This is a genomic window from Lentzea sp. NPDC006480, assembly GCF_040611995.1.
Taxonomy (GTDB): domain Bacteria; phylum Actinomycetota; class Actinomycetes; order Mycobacteriales; family Pseudonocardiaceae; genus Lentzea.
Map to the genome: position 1 here is coordinate 1 of NZ_JBEXPJ010000054.1, position 16,162 is coordinate 16,162.

Annotated in this window: 22 protein-coding genes and 1 pseudogene; 12 read left to right on the forward strand and 11 right to left on the reverse strand. The window is 67.8% G+C overall.

The window, feature by feature from the left end; translation table 11 throughout:
• From ABZX92_RS21920 to rpmB, 5 genes and pseudogenes are all read right to left on the reverse strand, one after another.
• Positions 1 to 187 (reverse strand): annotated as a pseudogene (locus ABZX92_RS21920) (hypothetical protein); the annotation flags it as partial.
• Positions 184 to 414, reverse strand: coding sequence for a 30S ribosomal protein S18 (gene rpsR / locus ABZX92_RS21925; protein WP_045311870.1), 231 nt, complete (start codon positions 412 to 414; stop codon positions 184 to 186). The pseudogene ABZX92_RS21920 and the gene rpsR, both read right to left, overlap by 4 nt.
• Positions 414 to 707, reverse strand: coding sequence for a 30S ribosomal protein S14 (gene rpsN / locus ABZX92_RS21930; RefSeq protein ID WP_355562240.1), 294 nt, complete (start codon positions 705 to 707; stop codon positions 414 to 416). The genes rpsR and rpsN overlap by 1 nt, the downstream gene beginning before the upstream one ends.
• Entirely contained in the window at positions 707 to 874 is a 168-nt protein-coding gene (gene rpmG / locus ABZX92_RS21935) for a 50S ribosomal protein L33 (protein ID WP_355562243.1), read from the reverse strand. Before rpmG ends, rpsN begins: the two co-directional genes overlap by 1 nt.
• Positions 874 to 1,104: a 50S ribosomal protein L28 gene (gene rpmB / locus ABZX92_RS21940; RefSeq protein WP_355562246.1), complete on the reverse strand. Its 231-nt coding sequence runs from the start codon at positions 1,102 to 1,104 to the stop codon at positions 874 to 876. Before rpmB ends, rpmG begins: the two co-directional genes overlap by 1 nt.
• A 61-nt stretch (positions 1,105 to 1,165) precedes the next feature.
• Between rpmB and ABZX92_RS21945 the strand changes: the two genes are divergently transcribed.
• The 3 genes from ABZX92_RS21945 to rpmF are packed head-to-tail and all read left to right on the forward strand — an operon-like array spanning position 1,166 to position 2,459.
• The gene (locus ABZX92_RS21945) at positions 1,166 to 2,050 is read left to right on the forward strand and encodes a GTP-binding protein (RefSeq protein WP_355562248.1); all 885 of its coding nucleotides are present in this window, start codon (positions 1,166 to 1,168) and stop codon (positions 2,048 to 2,050) included.
• Positions 2,047 to 2,298 carry a type B 50S ribosomal protein L31 gene (locus ABZX92_RS21950; RefSeq protein WP_355562251.1) on the forward strand — a complete coding sequence of 84 codons (252 nt, stop codon included), beginning with the start codon at positions 2,047 to 2,049 and terminating at the stop codon, positions 2,296 to 2,298. Before ABZX92_RS21945 ends, ABZX92_RS21950 begins: the two co-directional genes overlap by 4 nt.
• Positions 2,298 to 2,459 (forward strand): 50S ribosomal protein L32, encoded by a 162-nt coding sequence (gene rpmF / locus ABZX92_RS21955; protein WP_355562254.1) that lies wholly within the window; start codon positions 2,298 to 2,300, stop codon positions 2,457 to 2,459. Before ABZX92_RS21950 ends, rpmF begins: the two co-directional genes overlap by 1 nt.
• Here rpmF and ABZX92_RS21960 read toward each other — a convergent pair.
• On the reverse strand, positions 2,456 to 3,100 hold the full coding sequence (locus ABZX92_RS21960) for a histidine phosphatase family protein (RefSeq protein ID WP_355562256.1): 645 nt from the start codon (positions 3,098 to 3,100) through the stop codon (positions 2,456 to 2,458). The two genes, rpmF and ABZX92_RS21960, sit on opposite strands and share 4 nt — an antisense overlap.
• Before the next feature lie 74 nt (positions 3,101 to 3,174).
• Between ABZX92_RS21960 and ABZX92_RS21965 the strand changes: the two genes are divergently transcribed.
• The 9 genes from ABZX92_RS21965 (at position 3,175) to lepB (ending at position 10,961) form a co-directional block, all read left to right on the forward strand.
• On the forward strand, positions 3,175 to 3,507 hold the full coding sequence (locus tag ABZX92_RS21965; RefSeq protein ID WP_355562259.1) for an EthD family reductase: 333 nt from the start codon (positions 3,175 to 3,177) through the stop codon (positions 3,505 to 3,507).
• Positions 3,504 to 4,319, forward strand: a complete 816-nt coding sequence (locus ABZX92_RS21970; RefSeq protein WP_355562261.1) for a 3-hydroxyacyl-CoA dehydrogenase family protein — start codon at positions 3,504 to 3,506, stop codon at positions 4,317 to 4,319. The genes ABZX92_RS21965 and ABZX92_RS21970 overlap by 4 nt, the downstream gene beginning before the upstream one ends.
• Before the next feature lie 10 nt (positions 4,320 to 4,329).
• Entirely contained in the window at positions 4,330 to 5,493 is a 1,164-nt protein-coding gene (locus ABZX92_RS21975; RefSeq protein ID WP_355562264.1) for a GNAT family N-acetyltransferase, read from the forward strand.
• Positions 5,493 to 6,278, forward strand: coding sequence for a class I SAM-dependent methyltransferase (locus ABZX92_RS21980; protein WP_355562266.1), 786 nt, complete (start codon positions 5,493 to 5,495; stop codon positions 6,276 to 6,278). Before ABZX92_RS21975 ends, ABZX92_RS21980 begins: the two co-directional genes overlap by 1 nt.
• Before the next feature lie 37 nt (positions 6,279 to 6,315).
• Positions 6,316 to 7,296, forward strand: a complete 981-nt coding sequence (locus ABZX92_RS21985; RefSeq protein WP_355562268.1) for a nucleotidyltransferase domain-containing protein — start codon at positions 6,316 to 6,318, stop codon at positions 7,294 to 7,296.
• 19 nt (positions 7,297 to 7,315) lie between these two features.
• Positions 7,316 to 7,927, forward strand: a complete 612-nt coding sequence (locus tag ABZX92_RS21990; RefSeq protein ID WP_355562271.1) for a trimeric intracellular cation channel family protein — start codon at positions 7,316 to 7,318, stop codon at positions 7,925 to 7,927.
• Between the two features lie 79 nt (positions 7,928 to 8,006).
• Positions 8,007 to 8,702: a response regulator transcription factor gene (locus ABZX92_RS21995; RefSeq protein ID WP_355562273.1), complete on the forward strand. Its 696-nt coding sequence runs from the start codon at positions 8,007 to 8,009 to the stop codon at positions 8,700 to 8,702.
• Positions 8,702 to 10,093, forward strand: a complete 1,392-nt coding sequence (locus ABZX92_RS22000) for a HAMP domain-containing sensor histidine kinase (protein ID WP_355562371.1) — start codon at positions 8,702 to 8,704, stop codon at positions 10,091 to 10,093. The genes ABZX92_RS21995 and ABZX92_RS22000 overlap by 1 nt, the downstream gene beginning before the upstream one ends.
• Before the next feature lie 10 nt (positions 10,094 to 10,103).
• The gene (gene lepB / locus ABZX92_RS22005) at positions 10,104 to 10,961 is read left to right on the forward strand and encodes a signal peptidase I (RefSeq protein WP_355562276.1); all 858 of its coding nucleotides are present in this window, start codon (positions 10,104 to 10,106) and stop codon (positions 10,959 to 10,961) included.
• Positions 10,962 to 10,965: 4 nt separating this feature from the next.
• On the opposite strand, the gene ABZX92_RS22010 is transcribed toward lepB, so the two are convergent.
• From ABZX92_RS22010 to ABZX92_RS22030, 5 genes are read right to left on the reverse strand one after another with little or no spacing between them, the layout of a single operon-like run.
• A complete protein-coding gene (locus tag ABZX92_RS22010; protein ID WP_355562278.1) occupies positions 10,966 to 11,451 on the reverse strand; it encodes a GNAT family N-acetyltransferase in 486 nt (161 codons plus the stop codon).
• The gene (locus ABZX92_RS22015) at positions 11,448 to 12,776 is read right to left on the reverse strand and encodes a glycoside hydrolase family 36 protein (protein ID WP_355562281.1); all 1,329 of its coding nucleotides are present in this window, start codon (positions 12,774 to 12,776) and stop codon (positions 11,448 to 11,450) included. The genes ABZX92_RS22010 and ABZX92_RS22015 overlap by 4 nt, the downstream gene beginning before the upstream one ends.
• 4 nt (positions 12,777 to 12,780) lie before the next feature.
• Positions 12,781 to 13,683, reverse strand: a complete 903-nt coding sequence (locus tag ABZX92_RS22020; protein ID WP_355562284.1) for a carbohydrate ABC transporter permease — start codon at positions 13,681 to 13,683, stop codon at positions 12,781 to 12,783.
• The gene (locus ABZX92_RS22025; RefSeq protein WP_355562287.1) at positions 13,680 to 14,636 is read right to left on the reverse strand and encodes a sugar ABC transporter permease; all 957 of its coding nucleotides are present in this window, start codon (positions 14,634 to 14,636) and stop codon (positions 13,680 to 13,682) included. Before ABZX92_RS22025 ends, ABZX92_RS22020 begins: the two co-directional genes overlap by 4 nt.
• Positions 14,633 to 15,940, reverse strand: a complete 1,308-nt coding sequence (locus ABZX92_RS22030) for an ABC transporter substrate-binding protein (protein ID WP_355562290.1) — start codon at positions 15,938 to 15,940, stop codon at positions 14,633 to 14,635. The genes ABZX92_RS22025 and ABZX92_RS22030 overlap by 4 nt, the downstream gene beginning before the upstream one ends.
• Between the last annotated feature and the right edge of the window lie 222 nt (positions 15,941 to 16,162).

The window sequence follows — 16,162 nt, forward strand, 5'->3', positions numbered from 1 at the left end:
GCTGTCCGCGCGCGGCCTCGACCAGCTGCTCCGCGACATGGAGAAGGCCCAGTCGAAGATGGCCGCGGTCGACGGTCACCTGCTGCACGGTGTCGGCGGGCAGGCCCTTGTCGCTGATCGCGGCGAACAGCTCGTCGGCGACCTCGTCGAACCAGCCGCCGAACGGGAGCACGGCGGTGCGCGTCATCGCCCTTGTGACGGGTACGGCAGCAGGGCCATCTCCCGTGCGTTCTTGATGGCCGTGGCGACCTGACGCTGCTGCTGCGGCGTCAGGCCGGTCACACGGCGGGACCGGATCTTGCCCCGGTCCGAGATGAACTTCCGCAGCAGCGTGACGTCCTTCCAGTCGACGACGATCACGCCCTCCTTCGCGAGCAGGTTCTGCCTGCGCTTCAACGGCTTGCGCTCGCGCATCACCAGCTCGCCTTCGAGACGCCGGGAAGTTCGCCCCTGTGGGCCATTTCCCGCAACCGCACGCGGGAGAGGCCGAACTTGCGGTTGTAGGCGCGCGGCCGTCCGTCGACCACGTCGCGGTTCCTGAGCCGGGTCGGTGACGCGTCACGAGGCAGCTTCTGCAGGCCCCGCAACGCCTCCTCGCGCGTCTCGGGGTGGCGCAGCATCTCCTTGAGCTCCGCACGCCGCCCTGCGTACCGGGCGACGATCTCGCGGCGGCGCTGGTCCGCGGCGATCTTCGACTTCTTGGCCATCAGCGCTCCTCCTTGAAGTCGACGTGCCTGCGCGCCACCGGGTCGTACTTGCGCAGCACCAGGCGGTCCGGGTCGTTGCGCCGGTTCTTCCTGGTCACGTACGTGTAGCCGGTGCCTGCGGTCGACCGCATCTTGATGATCGGGCGGACGTCGGTGCTCTTGGCCATCAGACCTTCTCCCCGAGCTGGCGGAGCTTCGCGACGGCGGCCTCGATGCCGATCCGGTCGACGGTCTTGATCGCCTTGGTGGACAGCGTCAGCGTCACGAACCGGTTCAGCGACGGCACCCAGTACCGCTTGCGCTGGACGTTCGGGTTCCACCGGCGGCGCGTCTTGCGTTGCGAGTGCGAGACGCGGTTGCCGAAGCCCGGCTCACGGCCGGTCAGCTGGCAGCGCATGTGTGAGGCCTTCCCAGAAGTCAGATTGAAACGACATTCGTTTTCAACTACGGTACCTCACATGGAAACCGTTGTCGTCATGGTGGCGGGGTTGGTGGACCACGACGTCGCTGTGCGGGTGTGGCGCGACCGGCCCGGTTCGGTGCTGGTCAGGCACGTTGCCGCGGAGACGTGTGTGCGGCGGTGGGTCGACGGCATCGCCACCGACGTCGAGCTGCTGCACAACTGCGTGTCGTGCACCGTGCGGGAAGACCTGCGCGAGTTGCTCAAGGGTTTTGAAGGCCACACCGTCGTGCTGCACCTGGACCCGCTGCTCGAACCGGACGCCGTGCGCCGCAACCTGGGTGTCGACGTCGAGTGCGTGATCACGGTGATCGATGCCGAGAGCTGGCTGGACGACGCTCTCGGTGACGCGTCGATGGTGAGCGACCAGCGCACGGTCGCCCAGGTCGTCGTGGCACAGGTCGAAGCAGCGGATGTGGTTGTGCTGCAAGGGAACGCCGACGAACGGACGGCGGCCGTGCTCGACCGGCTGGCTCCTGGAGCGCACCGGTGCACGCCGGACGCGGTGGTGGTGCGCAGGAACTCCCGGCCGCGGATGATCCCGCTCACGCCCGACTGCGGTGTGTCGACGGCGGTTTTCACGGCGGACCGGCCGTTCCACCCGGCGCGGCTGAACGACGCGCTCGACTCGTTGCTCGACGGCACGGTGGTGCGTTCGCGCGGCCGGCTGTGGGTCGCGGACGAGCCGGATCTGGCGCTGCACCTGGAATCCGCGGGCGGCGGGCTGCACGTCGGTGAAGGTGGGCCGCGCGACGGCCGGACCACGCAGATCGTGGCGATCACGGTCGGCGAGCCGGACGACATCACGCAGGCGTTCGCGAGCGCGCTGCTGACCGACGACGAACTGTCCTTCGTGGACTCGATCCGAAAGCTGGAGATATGAAGTCAGGCATCCACCCCGACTACCACCCGGTGGTCTTCCAGGACGCGTCGACGGGCAAGACGTTCCTGACCCGCTCGACGGCCACGTCGAGCCGCACGATCGAGTGGGAGGACGGCAACAGCTACCCGTTGCTGATCGTCGACATCACCGCCGACTCGCACCCGTTCTGGACGGGCACGCAGCGGGTCATGGACACCGCGGGCCGGGTCGAGAAGTTCAACCGCCGCTACGGAAAGCGAGAGCGCTGATGGCCGTTCCCAAGCGCAGGACGTCGCGTTCCAACACCCGGCACCGGCGCAGTCGGTGGAAGGCCACGGCGCCGGACCTCGTGCGCGTCAGAACCCTCGACGGCAAGGAGCTTCTCGTGCCACGACGCCTGGTCGCCGCTTACAAGCGGGGACTCCTCTAGGAATGCTGGACCGTCCCGTCCGGTGAGTCGCGCCACTGGTCGAAGGGGCGGTCCAGCTTCCACCCCGTGCCGTCGTGGTCGAGCACGCGGTTCTCGCAGGTGTCCACGTTGGACAGCGACTCGAACAGCTCGATGCTCCAGTCGAACAGCCTGCGGCACAGCAACCTGATCGTCAGACCGTGCGAGACGATCAGCACGGTCCGGGGGTGCGTCTCGTCCTCGTGCATCCGGACCACCAGGCCGTCGAGGAACGCCGCCACCCGATCGTCGACGTCCGCGCCGGACTCGCCGTTGGGCAGCCGGAAGAAGAAGTGCCCGAACGCGTGGCGCTGGTGCTTGAGCACCTCCTGCTGCACCGGGTCCTGGAAGTTGCCCCAGTCCTGTTCGCGCACACGAGGCTCGGTGACGACCCGCTCGGCGTCGACGCCCAGCAGGTCGAACGTCCGGCGGGTCCGTTTGTACGGCGAGACGTAGGCCGCCACCGGACCTGCGCCGATCAGCTCCTTGATCGTGGCGCCGGCCGCGCGTGCCTGCTGTTCGCCCTGCTCGGTCAGCGGCAGGGCGTGGTCGGGGATGCGGCAGTAGGCGAGCTCGTCGACGTTGCCGAGGCTCTGGCCGTGGCGCAACAGGATGATCCGCACGCTTCCATCGTGCCTCAGCCGGGCACCCTGCTCGGGCGTTACAGTGCTGGGCGAGTCGAGGAGGAAAGCGTCACATGATCAAGTACATCGCGCTGTACAAGAAGCCCGCGAACCCCGAGGACTTCGACGAGAAGTATTTCGAGTCGCACCTGCCGATCGTGAACTCGGTGCCCGGCCTGGTGCGGGCCGAGGTCGCGAAGGTGCAGCGGGTGTTCCTCGCCGGCTTCCTGGGTGAGACCGAGCCCCACCTGATCGCGGAGATGTACTTCGACTCTCCCGAGTCCATGAAGGCCGCGGTGCAGACGCCCGAGTGGGCCTCGTCGGGCGCGAACCTCGCCGAGATCGGCGGCATGGAGCTGGTCGCGATGTTCAGCGCTGAAGTGATCGACTCCGGGGAAGTGGCGTGAAGGCCGTCGTCATCGGCGGCGGCACGATGGGCGCGGGCATCGTGCACGTCCTGCTCGCGCACGGTCACGAGGTCACGCTCTCGGAGGCCGACGCCGAACGCGTGGAGCAGGGCAGGCTCACGGTCAAGCGCTCGCTCGACAAGGCGCAGGAGAAGGGCAAGCTCGCGGACGCCGACGCGGTGTTCGCGAACCTGAGCACCGGTGAGCTGCCGGAGGACGCCGCGCTGGTCGTCGAGGCCGTGCCGGAGAACGTGCCGCTCAAGCAGAAGGTGCTCGGTTTCGCCGCCGAGAAGTGCCCGCAGGCGATCCTGGCGTCCAACACCTCGTCGTTGTCGATCTCCGAGATCGCCGCCGGGCTGCCGGGCGAACGCGTGCTGGGCATGCACTTCTTCAACCCCGTCCCGGTCCAGCAGCTCGTCGAGCTCGTGCACCACGAGGGCGTCGACCCCGCGAACGTGGCCAAAGCGCGAACGTGGGCCGAAGAAATGGGGAAAACCGTCATCGAAGTTCGGGACTCTCCTGGCTTCGCGACCTCCCGTTTGGGGGTGGCCGTTGGCATGGAAGCGATTCGCATGCTGGAGGAAGGCGTTGCCTCAGCGGCCGACATCGACACCGGCATGAAGCTCGGCTACCGCTGGCCGATGGGTCCGCTGGAGCTCACGGACCTGGTCGGACTCGACGTCAGGCTGGCGATCGCCGAGCACCTCGCGGCGCAGTTGGGCCCCCGATTCGACCCGCCGCAGCTGTTGCGGGACAAGGTCGCGCGAAACGAGCTGGGAAAGAAGACGGGCCAGGGCTTCTTTTCCTGGTAGATAGTTGTCCGTGCACATCCGTGAGTACACCGAGGACGACCTCGACGCGGTTTCCCGCCTGCGCAAGCTCGCGTTCAACGACGACGCGCGGCCGGAGAGGCTGGTGCATCCCGGTAGGCACGGACTGGTCGCGGAACTGGACGGCAAGGTCGCCGGGGTGCTCGGCATCGGCGAGTACGGGCAGTTCTACGGCGGCGCCGCGGTCCCGATGGGTGGGATCGGTGGCGTCGCCGTCAACGGCGCCACGCGTGGCCGTGGGGTCGCGGGTGCGTTGCTGGACAAGGCGCTGTCCACCATGCGGGAGCACGGGCAGCCGATCTCGGTGCTCTACGCGACCGTGCCGAACCTGTACCGGAAACGGGGCTGGGAACGCGCCGGGCTCTTCGAGTGGGTCGAAGTGCCGATGGACAGGGTGCTCTCCGCCCCGGAGCCGTCCGAGCCGATACCTTCGCGCCCGGCTGATGAGAGCGATCTCACCGCGCTGCGCGACTGCTACCTGGAGGTGGCGCGGACGATCGACGGCATGGCCGACCGTCGTCCGCCGAGGGTCGACCTCGCGAAGGTGCTCGAGATGGACCTGGTGAGCGTGCTGCCCGGCCCGAACGGCCTGCGCGGGTATCTGACGGCTCAGCGCGAGCCCAGCCACGACCGCGACATGGGCCGCCTCAAGGTGTACGACCTCATCGGCGTGGACGTCGAGACCCAGCTGAACCTGTTGGCGTCGCTCAAGTCGTGGGCGGGCACGCTCGAAGCCGTCGACCTGCGGATCACCGACCCCGCCACGCTCAACCTGCTCGGCACGACGCCGATGCGGTACGAGGTGTTCACGTCGACCTGGATGCTGCGCGTCGTCGACCTGCCCGCCGCCGTGGCCGCGCGTGGCTGGCCGCGCCTGGCCAACGCCGCGGTCGACCTGGAGATCATCGACGAGCACGCGCCGTGGCACGCGGGCAACCAGCGCGTCGTCGCCGAGGACGGCGTGGTGCGGGTCGAGCCCGGCGGCACCGGCGCGGTTCGTCTGCACGCCAGGGCGCTCGGGCCGTGGTTCACCGGGTTCCAGAACACGCATGCGTTGCGGCGCGCGGGTTTGCTGGAGGGCGACCCGGCCGACGCGGCGGTGCTCGACCAGCTCGCCGGCGCGTCCGGAGTCCCGCGCATGGCGGACTTCTTCTGATGACCGACGTCTACCACGAGGTCATGCGCGCGATCTGGGACCACAACCTGCACTTCGGTCTCTGGACCTCCGAAGAGGACGAGTCGCCCAACCGCGTCGCCGCCGAACGCATGACCGCGCTGCACATCGACAAGCTCGGCGCGCGGCACGGCTGGCGCGTGCTGGACCTGGGCCGGCGGGTCGGCACGTCGGCGTTCCGGCTGGCCGAGGCCTCGCACGCGGACATCGTGTCCGTGTCGCCCTGCGCCGAACACGTCGTCCGCGCGAACGCCCGCGCGGAAGCGTTGTTCGTCGACGACCAGGTCCGGTTCGTGCACGGCGACCCGCACGCGATGCCGTTCTCCGGTGGCACGTTCGACGCGGCGTGGGCCGTGGAGACCTTGCCGCACTTGGGTGATCGCGTCAGCGTCTTACGCGAGCTGGCACGCGTGGTGAAACCGTCCGGCGTGGTGGTGGTGTCCGACTTCGTGCAGCGCAAACCGGTCTCGCAGGGCCTGCTCGACGAGCTGCAGCCGCTGCTGAACACCTACGACATCGACGAGCTGCCCACGTTCGCCGGCTACCCGAAGTTGTTGGCGGCAGCGGGCTTGCACGTGGTGGAACTGGTGGACCTCAGCACGGAGACGCGCAAGACCGTGCCGCGGATGCAGGACGGTGCCCGCGCGCACTACGACGCTCTGGTTGCCGCGCACGGAGAAGAAGCGCGGGAGTACCTCGACCAGATCCTGTCACCGCTCGCGATCCAGCCGTCACTGGGCTATTTGCTCGCGGTGGCGCGCGTCTGAGTTCGTCCGCACGCGTTCACCAAGTAACAATGAAGGGGTGACGGGGGACGACGAGGTCAGGCACGCCTACGGCGACAACATGGGTTGGCGCCTGAAGGGCTATGCCAAACGACGCAGCGGGCCACCGGTCAGCGTGCGGGAGATCTCCCGCGCCCAGTTCCTGGAGATCCGGCCGTTGTTCGACGCGGAGGACAACCCGTGGCTCGCCGGCCTCAACGAGGTGGGCCCCGAGATCTGGCCGCGCGTCGAGCAGGTGCTCGGGCCGCTCGACCCCGACCAGGACTACTACGTCACCGGGCACCCGCTGGACTGGGACCGCGATCCCGTCCAGGTCGCCCGTGACCTGATCGACGAACGCTTCCCGCTCGCCACGGCGGCGTTCCTGGGCGGCAGCGTCGCGGCCGGCACCTACACGGCGAACTCCGACCTGGACATCGTCGTGATCGTCGACGACCTGCCCAACGCGTTCCGGGAGACGCTGGAGCACCGCGGCTGGCCGGTCGAGCTGTTCTGTCACACGATCGAGTCGTTCCAGGACTTCGTGGCCCGCGACGCCCAGGACCGGCGCCCGCCGTTGCTGCACATGTGCGCCGAGGGGTTCCTCATGCTCGACGCCGACGGCACCGGTCAGCGCATGCGGGCCGAGGCGCGCGCTCTGCTCGACGTCGGCCCGCCGATTCCCACCGCCACCGAGCTGGAAGACCGCCGCTACGGCTGCACGGACCTGCTGGAAGACCTCATCGGGGCACGGGACGACGACGAGCGGCTGTTCGTCGCGGCCCGGCTGCTGACCTGCGCGGGGGAGTTGGCGCTGGTCGTGCAGAACAAGTGGCTCGGGCACGGGAAGTGGCTGCTCAGGCGCCTCAAAGAGGCGAAGGCAGACGAGCTCGTGGACGCCTACCGGGCGTTGGCGCGGGGCGAGGGTGCCGAGTGGTTCATCGAGGTCGTCGAGCACGTGCTGGTGTCCGCAGGGGGTCGGCTGGAGGCCGGTTACCGCCGGGAAGCGATGCCGCGCTAGCCCCGTATTCTCTTCGTTTGTGCTGCTCATCGTCCTGGAACTGATCGGGATCGCGGTCTTCGCCGCGTCCGGCGCGGTGGCCGCCGTCCGCGCCCGGCTGGACGTGTTCGGCGTGACCGTCCTGGCGCTCACCACCGCGCTGGGCGGCGGCATCATCCGCGACGTGCTGCTGGGCGTGCACCCGCCGACGAGCCTGCGGAACTGGCCGTACCTGCTGGTCGCCGGCGTCACGGGCCTGATCGTCTTCTGGTTCCACCCGCAGGTCGCCAAGCTCCGCCGCACGGTGTTGCTGTTGGACGCCGTGGGGCTCGGTCTGTTCGTCACGTCCGGCACCACCACCGCGCTGGCTCTCGGCGCCACGCCCTACGCCGCGTGCCTCATCGGCATGACCACCGGTATCGGCGGCGGCGCCGTGCGTGACCTCCTCCTCCGAGAGATTCCATTGGTGCTGAGGAGAGAGATCTACGCCGTGGCAGCTCTCGCCGGGGCAGTCGTCGTCGCGATGGGCGAGTGGGCCAGGTTGCCGAAAGACCTGGTCGCGCTGACTGGTGCGTCAATAATCATCACCATCAGGCTGATAGCGCTCTGGCGGAAGTGGAACGCGCCGGTCGCACGTGGCCTGGAAGGCTAGCAAGAACTAACGCCGTACTCACACGCGCTGTTAGGGACCTTCTCAGGCGCCTCTCAGATCCCTCAGCAACACTGCCCCTATGCGCATCCTCGTTGTCGATGACGATCGGGCGGTCCGGGAGTCACTCCGCCGCTCGCTCCAGTTCAACGGCTACCAGGTCGAGACCGCCGGAGACGGCATGCAGGCCCTGGAGTCGGTGACCGCCGCCAGGCCGGATGCCATGGTGCTCGACGTGATGATGCCGCGGCTGGACGGGCTGGAGGTGTGCCGGCGCCTTCGCAGCACCGGTGACGACCTGCCGATCCTCGTGCTGACCGCGCGGGACGCCGTGAGCGACCGCGTGTCCGGGCTCGACGCCGGGGCCGACGACTACCTGCCCAAGCCGTTCGCGCTGGAGGAACTGCTGGCACGACTGCGCGCGCTGCTGCGCCGTGCCGCCCATGACGACGACGCCGCCCAGCAGTCCGCGGCCGTCCTCAAGTTCGCCGACCTGGAGCTGGACCCGTCCACCAGGGACGTCCGCCGGGGCGAGCGCTCCATCAGCCTCACCCGCACCGAGTTCGCGCTGCTCGAGCTCCTGCTGGCGCACCCGCGCCAGGTGCTGACTCGCAGCCGCATCCTGGAGGACGTGTGGGGATACGACTTCCCGACCTCGGGCAACGCACTCGAGGTCTACGTCGGGTATCTGCGCCGGAAGACGGAGGCGGAGGGGGAGCCGAGGCTGATCCACACGGTGCGCGGGGTGGGCTACGTCCTGCGGGAGACCCCTCCGTGATCTTCGAACCCCAGGGACGGCTGCAGAGGGCGTCGCTGCGGGCTCGGGTCACCTGGCTCGCGGCGTTCTGCGTTGCCGGGGCCGTGGCGTTGGTGTCGTTCGGCGCGTACATGATCGTGCGCAAGAGCGTGTACGACGCGCTCGACGAAAGCCTGCGCCAGCGTGCCAACACGGTGGCTACCGGCTTCAAGGTCACGACGCCGGACGAGGTTCTGAACTACCCGGCGGCGTTCCTCGCGGCCGGCGACGTGAAGATGGGCCTGCTGCAGTCGAACACCGGCAAGATCTTCTACCCCAAGACCGGTAACCCCCCGCCCACCACGGACGAGGCGTGGGAGGTCGCGGAGGGCGATCGCGGCGACTACACCTGGACCGATCACCAGAGCGAGACGCGGGTGATCGCGGTCCACTACGGGCCGGAGAACTCGGGCCAGGCGATCGTCATCGCGCAGTCGATGGTGCCGCAACGGACGACGCTGGCGAAGCTCAGCGTGGTGCTGCTGCTCATCGGTGGCGCCGGGGTGCTGCTGGCGGCGATCGCGGGCACAGCGGTGGCGCGCACGGGTTTGCGGCCGGTGCAACGACTTACCGAGGCCACCGAACGCGTGGCGAACACAGGTGATCTGACGCCGATACCGGTGTCGGGCGACGACGAGCTCGCGCGGTTGACGCACAGCTTCAACGCGATGCTCGGCGCGGTGGCGGAATCGCAGGAACGCCAACGACGACTGGTCGCCGACGCGGGCCACGAGCTGCGCACGCCACTGACTTCCATGCGCACCAACCTGGAGCTGTTGCTGGCGTCAGAACGCCCGAACTCCCCGACGTTGTCCCAAGAGGACAAAACGGAAATCCAGTCGGACGTGCGCGCGCAGATCGACGAACTCACCACGTTGATCGGTGACCTGGTCGAACTCGCCCGTGAGGACGCGCCTCAGGTCGTGCACGAACCCGTCGACCTCGTCGAGGTGGTAGAACGGTCTCTGGACCGCGCGCGCCGACGCGCCTCGAACGTCACGTTCGACGTGCAGCTGCAACCGTGGACACTTCTGGGTGATTCAAGTGCTCTGGAGCGCGCGGTGCTGAACCTCCTCGACAACGCGGTGAAGTTCAGCCCCTCGGGCTCAGCGGTGCGGCTGAGCCTGCGTCAGGTGGGCGACGGCAGCGCCGTGGTGGAGGTGGCGGACGCGGGCCCCGGTATCGCGGACGCCGATCTACCTCACGTTTTCGAGCGTTTCTACCGTTCGTCCGAGGCGCGGACCCTGCCGGGTTCCGGCCTGGGACTCGCCATCGTCAAGCAGGTGGCACAACGGCACGGCGGCACGGCCACCGCGGGCAGAGCGCCCGAGGGCGGTGCCCTGTTCACGTTGCGCCTACCCGGTCGTCCGTAAGGTGGGGCGTGTGAGTCATCGCGTGAACGACGATTCTTCGTCGACCTGGGAGACGACGCCTCCCACAGGGGACGGCCCCGCAGAACCCACGTCGCGGTTCTCGACGTCCGGTTCGCGGTCTTCGTCCCCCTCTCCGGCCACCTCTTCGTACGAGGAGGAGGACCCGGCGCCGAGGTTCTCCAAGAAGAAGGCGAAGAAGAAGCAGCCGTTCTGGAAAGAAGTCCTGGTCATCGTCGGCGTCGCGCTGGTGCTGACCATCACCATCCAGGCGTTCATCGCGCGCGTGTTCGTCATCCCGTCGGCTTCGATGGAGACGACCCTGCACGGCTGCACGGGTTGCGTGAACGACAAGGTGCTGGTCGAGAAGATCACGTACCTGTTCCGCGATCCGCAGCCCGGCGACGTCGTCGTCTTCCGCGGCCCGCCGAACTGGACGGGCGGCAAGGAGCCCCCGAGCTTCGTCGTCGGCACGCTGCAGGACATGGGCTCGATGGTGAACCTGTCCGAGCCCAGCGGTACCGACTTCATCAAGCGCGTCATCGCGGTCGGCGGCCAGACCGTCGAGTGCTGTGACGACCAGGGCCGCGTCCTGGTCGACGGCAAGCCGCTGGACGAGCCGTACCTGAACTTCGGTGGCGGCCCGCGTCAGCAGGACTCGTTCGAGAAGGTCACCGTGCCCGCGGGCAAGCTGTGGGTGATGGGCGACAACCGCAACAACTCGTCGGACTCGCGCAAGCACGGCGACCCGACGCCCGCCGACGGCGCGATCCCGATCGACAACGTGGTGGGCAAGGCGCGCGTGATCGTCATCCCGGTGAGCCGTTGGGGTTCGATCTCCGACTACAACCCGCAGACCGGCGGCAAGTAGGCCGTCAGCTGTTCTTGCGCACGTGCCGGTGCGCGCCGACCGGGAATTCCGGCGGTGCGGCCGGCACGTGTTCGTTCAGGACGTAGCCGCACTTCTCCGCGACCCGGCAGGAAGCCTGGTTGTCCTCGGCGTGCACGAGGCTGAGGCGGGTGAGGTTCAGCGTGTGGAACGCCCAGCCAGTCGCGGTTTCCACCGCGCGGGCGGCAATGCCGTGGCCTCGGGCCTGGGGCGCCGTCCAGTAGCCGACTTCAGCCGTGCCCGCCTCGCCCATCTTCACCACCACGTGGCCGACCGCGTTTCCGGCGGTCACCACGGCGAAGCTGAAGCGGGTCGCCGAGTCCCAGCCGGCGGCCTGCACTTCGAGCCACTGCCGCGCTTGGGCTTCGTCCGTCAGCGAAGTGGCCAGCCAGCGGCGCAGAGCCGGGTCGCGGTGTGCCGCGAGCAGCGCGGGCAGGTCGTCGGCCCGCCACGGGCGCAGGTTGATCGTCACGACTCCACGAAATACCTCGGGACGGGCTCTGACAACAACCTTCTGGTGGTTTCCAGGCCCCAGTCGTCGAGCTGGTCGACCCCGTCGCTGGATCCGCGCAGCCCGCCGAACCGCGACACGTGCCGTGCCCAGTCCTCGCGCCTCTCGATGCCGGGCCGCGCGAGGATGCAGTCCGGGTCGTTGACCCAGAACCTGCCGTGCTGGAACGCCCGTGACACCCCGTTCAGCGTCGCCCCGAACTGCCCCGGCATCGACGCGTCACCGTTGTAGGACGCCCAGGTGGCCGCGATGTCGGGCGAGACCCGCATCGCGTCCACGAGCCCGATCGACGGCAGCAGCGGCGCCCCGCAGCCCAGCAGGTAGGCGTCACCGATCGCCTCGCGGATCAGCAGCAGCCCCATCCGGTAGGCCTCGATCGGCGTGACGTCCTCGTGCCGCACGCCGGGCAGCGCGGCCGCGTAGGTGAAGTCGATCTTGTGGAAGTCGATGCCCCACGCGGCGAACGTGATGAAGACGGTCCGCAGGTGTTCGCGCGCGCCAGGATGAGTGGTGTCCAACGCGTAGAGCTGCTGGTCCCAGTTGCGCCCGGCCGAAACGGGCACGCCGGACGTGTCGCGCACCAGCCACTGCGGGTGGTGCGCGAAGAGCCGGGAGTTCTCGCTGACCAGGAACGGTGCCGTCCAGATGCCCGCGCGCCGGCCGTGGTCGCGGATCCGGGCGAACATGCCGGCGACATCCGGGAAACGGCCGGACGGGATCAGCCAGTCACCGATCGCGGCCTGATAACCGTCGTCGATCTGCACGACGTCGATCGGCAGGTCGAGCGAGTCCATCAACTGAAGGTTCCGGTCCACATCGGACTCGGCGACCTCGGTGAAGTACTGGTACCACGAGCACCACGTCGTGGGAGCGGGGCGAGGAGCGGTCAGTTCCAGCTTGTCCGCCACCGAGTCCGCCCAGCGCGCGAACGCCGTGTCCACGGTGGACTGCTCAACTCGCACCTCGACATCGCCGTCGGCGGCGACCTCGACGACCGAACCTCGTACGACCGCTCGAATCGACGGAACGGAACGGGTGGGGGAGACGGCCGCGATCAGGGTCACGGCGGCACCGTCACCGGGGTCGACGGCCAGGAGACCCTCGCCCCAGAACACGTCACGCCCGGCGGAGTTCTCCGAGCGGTACGAGACGACCCGCTGCGGCGCGTCGACCCACCGGTGCGGCTGCTCCGTCAACCCGTAGCGGGTCGACGGAGACCACGACTGCCAGCCCTGCTCGTGCACCGAACCCTGCTCTGACACAGGGATCTCGGCGACAACGCGCATGCAATCAGCCCTTCGTGGAGCCGAGGGTGAGGCCGCCGACGAACTGCCGCTGCAGCACGAAGAACACCACCAGCGTCGGCAACGCCACCAGCAGCGACCCCGCCGCGATGAGGTTGTTGTCGGTGAAGAACGTGCCCTTGAGGTTCTGCAACGCCGAGGTGACCGGCATCTTGTCGCCGTCCTGGATCAGCACCAACGCCCACAGGAAGTCGTTGTAGATCCAGGTGAACTCCAGCGTCGCCAGCGCGGCGAGCACCGGCCGGCACAGCGGCAGCGTCAGTTGCCAGTACTGCCGGAACACCGACGCGCCGTCCACCCGGGCGGCCTCGGTCAGCTCGTACGGGATCGTCTTCATGTAGTTCGACAGCACGAACGTGCAGAAGCCGGACTGGAAGGCGATGTGGATCAGCACGACCCCGACCGGCGAGTCGATCAGCGAACCGCTGTCGCTGATCCACTCCGGCACCTCGATCAGGCGGTACAGGCGCCACAGCGGCGTCACGATCACCTGCTGCGGCAACAGGTTGCCCGCGGTGAAGATCATGAGCAGCAGCAGGTTGAACTTGAAGCTGAACCGGGACACGCCGAACGCCACCATCGAGCTGAGCAGCAGCGTGATGATCAGCGCCGGAACGGTGATCAGGAACGTGTTCCAGTAGAAGTGCGGCAGGTTGCCGACGTCCCACGCCTTCGCGAAGTTCTCGAGCGTGAGCGACTTCGCGACGGAGAAGTACCCGTTGACCGACGTGTCCTCGTACGTGCGCAGCGACGCGTAGACCGCCCACAGCAGGGGCGCCAGCGTCATGAGGCACGTCAGGATCAGGAAGGTGTGCAACGCGACCCGCGCGGGGGTCACCGTGCGCTTCTTGACTGCCGGCACCGAGGGCCGTTCCAGCGTGGCCGTCACGTCCGGTTCTCCTTGCTGAACGTCTGGTACAGGTAGGGGATGATCACGCCGAGCGAGATCGTCAGCAGGATCACCGCCACCGCGGAACCCCGGCCGATGCGCGAGGCCTCACCGATGATGTTGTCGGTCACCAGCACCGACAGCAGTTCGAGTCCGTTGCGCCCCTTGTTGATGACGTACACGATGTCGAACGCGCGCAGCGCCTCGATCACCGTCACGACCGCGACGACGATGTTCACCGGCTTCATCACGGGGAACGTGACGCGGAAGAACGTCTGGGTCGCCGAGGCGCCGTCCAGTGCGGCGGCTTCCTTCAGCGCCGGGTCCACCGACTTCAGGCCCGCCAAGTACAGCAGCATGATGTAGCCGGTGTGCCGCCACGCCGCCGCGACGAGCACGGCGTAGAGGTTGATGTCCGAGTCGCCGATCCAGTCGACGGGCTTGTCGCTCAGCCCCAGCAACGAGTTCAGCAGACCGCCGTCGGGCGTGTAGATCAGCTGCCAGATGAACCCGATCAGCGCGAGCGAGAGCACCATCGGCATGTACAGCGCGCTCTGGTAGATCCGGCTGCCCTTGATCTCCCGGTCCAGCAGCACGGCCAGCAGCAGACCGGCGCACGTCGGCACGATCAGCAGGAACGCGAGCCAGATCAGGTTGTGCTGCACGGCGGGCCAGAACCGGGGGTACTCGGTGAAGATCTCGACGTAGTTGTCGACGCCGATCCACTCGATGTCCTCGAACCCGCCGATGCCGTTCCACCTGCTGAACGACAACGCGATGGAACCCAGCGTCGGGATCCACACGAACAGCAGGTGCACGACCGTGGGGATGCCGAGCATGAGCCCCAGCACCAGTTTGTCCGTGCCCGCGAGGGCGGTGGCACGCTTTCCACGCCGACGAGGCGGCGGCCCCTCGGGGGCCACCGCCTTCGGCTTCTCCTGCAATGCGGTCACTTGAAGATGTTCTTCGCCTGGTCGGCCATGCCCTTGAGCACGGTGTCGATGTCGTCGGGGTTCTTGATGAACGCGATGAGGCCGTTGGTCGCCGCCTCGCTCGCGAAACCGGGGTCGGTGTCGCGGTCGAGGAACTGCGTGATGTGCTTGGCGTTCTTGATGACCTCTGCCGACTTCTTCTGCAGCGAGTTGTAGCCGGACGTGTCCGCCTTCTGGTTGGTCGCGACCGCGGTCGGGTCGGCCTTGAGGTAGGCGAGCTGCGGTTCCGGCGACGACAGGTACTCGAGCAGCGCGAGGGCACCGTCCTTGTTGGCGGGCTTCTTCGCCATCATGTAACCGTCGATCGGCGCCTCGACCGTGTCGGTGCCGTGCTCCGGGTTGATCTCCGGGAACGGGAAGAAGTCCAGGTCGTCCTTCTCGGCGTCCGGGAACTGCTGCCCCACGAACGCACCCAGCAGGTACATGCCGGACTTCTTCTGCTGCAACGTCTGCGCGGCTTCCTGCCACTCGCGGCCGAGCGCGTTCTCCTGGTGGAACGGCAGCAGCCGCTTCCAGGTGTCGAACACGTCCTTGACCTTCTTGTCCTGCCAGTTCTCCTTGCCCGCCAGCAGGTCCACGTGGAACTGGTACCCGTTGATGCGGAAGTTGAGCTGGTCGAACGTGCCCATGCCCGGCCAGCCCTGCTTCTGCGCGAAGGCGATCGGGATCAGGCCGTCGGTCTTCATCTTCGTGGCGAGCGCGACGAGCTCGTCGAGCGTCTTCGGGATCGCGTATCCCTTTTCCTGCCAAACGCTCTTGCGGTAGAACATGCCCCACGGGTACTGCGTGAACGGGATGAAGTACTGCTTCTTGTCGCTGCCCGTGGACGCCTGCTTGAGCGCGTCGGAGTAGTTGCCACCGACCTTGCCCCACAGGTCGCTCAGGTCGCCGGTGAGGCCCTGGTCGGCGAAGAACCGCATGCGGTAGCCCGCGAACCAGGCGAGCACGTCGTCCGGCTTGCCCTGCAGGTAGTTGTTGATCTGCTCCTGGTACTGCTCGTGCTGCTTGGTGTTGATCGTGACGGTCGTGCCGCCGGAGTTCTTCTCGAACGCCTTGACCGCCGCCGTGATCGCGTCCTTCGGCACCTGGTCGGAGAGGTTGTTGCCGAAGGTGACGACCTTCGAGTCACCACCGGAGCCCGAACCGCCGCCGCACGCCGCGAGGCCACCGGTCGCGGCCACGCCGGCGCCGGCCAGCATGATCCGCAACAGGGTGCGCCTGTCGAGTTGCGGTAACGGAGAGGAACCTGACGCGTACCGGACCATCTTCGCTCCTACAGGTGACACTCGCTCGTGTGCGAACCGAACAGGACTCCAACAAAGTTGCGCACAATGTGGTCCCAGGCACACATCCTGTCAAGTCTCGTTACTCAGCTGTTAAACCCGTGCACAGCCGGTTTCTAGCACGATCCCGGTACTTGTACCGGTCAACCGCCGAACAGACCCAAACGTGAACTTGTGTTTGCTTGTGTTGACGTTGGGGTGTTT

Coding starts and splice junctions, on each gene's coding strand:
- rpsR (WP_045311870.1), bottom strand. CDS start 414: ATGCGCGAGCGCAAGCCGTTGAAGCGCAGGCAGAACCTGCTCGCGAAG.
- rpsN (WP_355562240.1), bottom strand. CDS start 707: ATGGCCAAGAAGTCGAAGATCGCCGCGGACCAGCGCCGCCGCGAGATC.
- rpmG (WP_355562243.1), bottom strand. CDS start 874: ATGGCCAAGAGCACCGACGTCCGCCCGATCATCAAGATGCGGTCGACC.
- rpmB (WP_355562246.1), bottom strand. CDS start 1,104: ATGCGCTGCCAGCTGACCGGCCGTGAGCCGGGCTTCGGCAACCGCGTC.
- ABZX92_RS21945 (WP_355562248.1), top strand. CDS start 1,166: ATGGAAACCGTTGTCGTCATGGTGGCGGGGTTGGTGGACCACGACGTC.
- ABZX92_RS21950 (WP_355562251.1), top strand. CDS start 2,047: ATGAAGTCAGGCATCCACCCCGACTACCACCCGGTGGTCTTCCAGGAC.
- rpmF (WP_355562254.1), top strand. CDS start 2,298: ATGGCCGTTCCCAAGCGCAGGACGTCGCGTTCCAACACCCGGCACCGG.
- ABZX92_RS21965 (WP_355562259.1), top strand. CDS start 3,175: ATGATCAAGTACATCGCGCTGTACAAGAAGCCCGCGAACCCCGAGGAC.
- ABZX92_RS21980 (WP_355562266.1), top strand. CDS start 5,493: ATGACCGACGTCTACCACGAGGTCATGCGCGCGATCTGGGACCACAAC.
- ABZX92_RS21995 (WP_355562273.1), top strand. CDS start 8,007: ATGCGCATCCTCGTTGTCGATGACGATCGGGCGGTCCGGGAGTCACTC.
- ABZX92_RS22015 (WP_355562281.1), bottom strand. CDS start 12,776: ATGCGCGTTGTCGCCGAGATCCCTGTGTCAGAGCAGGGTTCGGTGCAC.
- ABZX92_RS22030 (WP_355562290.1), bottom strand. CDS start 15,940: ATGGTCCGGTACGCGTCAGGTTCCTCTCCGTTACCGCAACTCGACAGG.